We start from the raw sequence: 467 nt of genomic DNA, 5'->3' as shown, positions 1-467 counted from the left end.
TCCCCATTTTTTTTCTTCTGCTCTATTAATCCCTCCTGGATGGCAGAAAAGTAATTTTCTATTTGTTGTTTTTTGATTTTCCTAAAAACTCTGCCTATTGAGGAAGGATGCAAAGCCCCGCCCCATGGAAGACGAGTCGCCTCGGCAAAGGTCGGATATTTAGAAATATTGTTGTCTTGATTGAGGATTATGAAGTAGGCAATCGACAAAACTTTTAGATAGTCTCGGCGCTGTGGGAAGGCCCTTTTAAGAGCTTCTCCGATAGGAGATTGCGCAACGAGCTGATCCAGCGCCCACGTGGCTCCCGCATGCAGTTGTTTGACAGCCATTGCTTGAGAAAGAGTAAAACCGCCTTCACTCACCGCAGTGAAGATATAGGCTTTGCCCTTGCGTTGGCAAATAAAATCCCTTAATTCAGGGCGCTCAGCTAAAAAGTGTTCGTCCCAGCGGATTCGGCCTTCCTTCTG

The 467-nt window shown here is 46.3% G+C and carries 1 pseudogene; it reads right to left on the bottom strand.

Annotated elements, in window-relative coordinates:
• Positions 1-467, bottom strand: a pseudogene (locus E5987_RS12840) (IS1634 family transposase); the annotation flags it as partial.

Origin of the sequence: Parasutterella muris (assembly GCF_009767915.1) — a bacterium.
Lineage (GTDB): Bacteria > Pseudomonadota > Gammaproteobacteria > Burkholderiales > Burkholderiaceae_F > Parasutterella > Parasutterella muris.
Note: the sequence above shows the minus strand (reverse complement) of the source record. Positions and strands in the feature narration are given on the sequence as shown.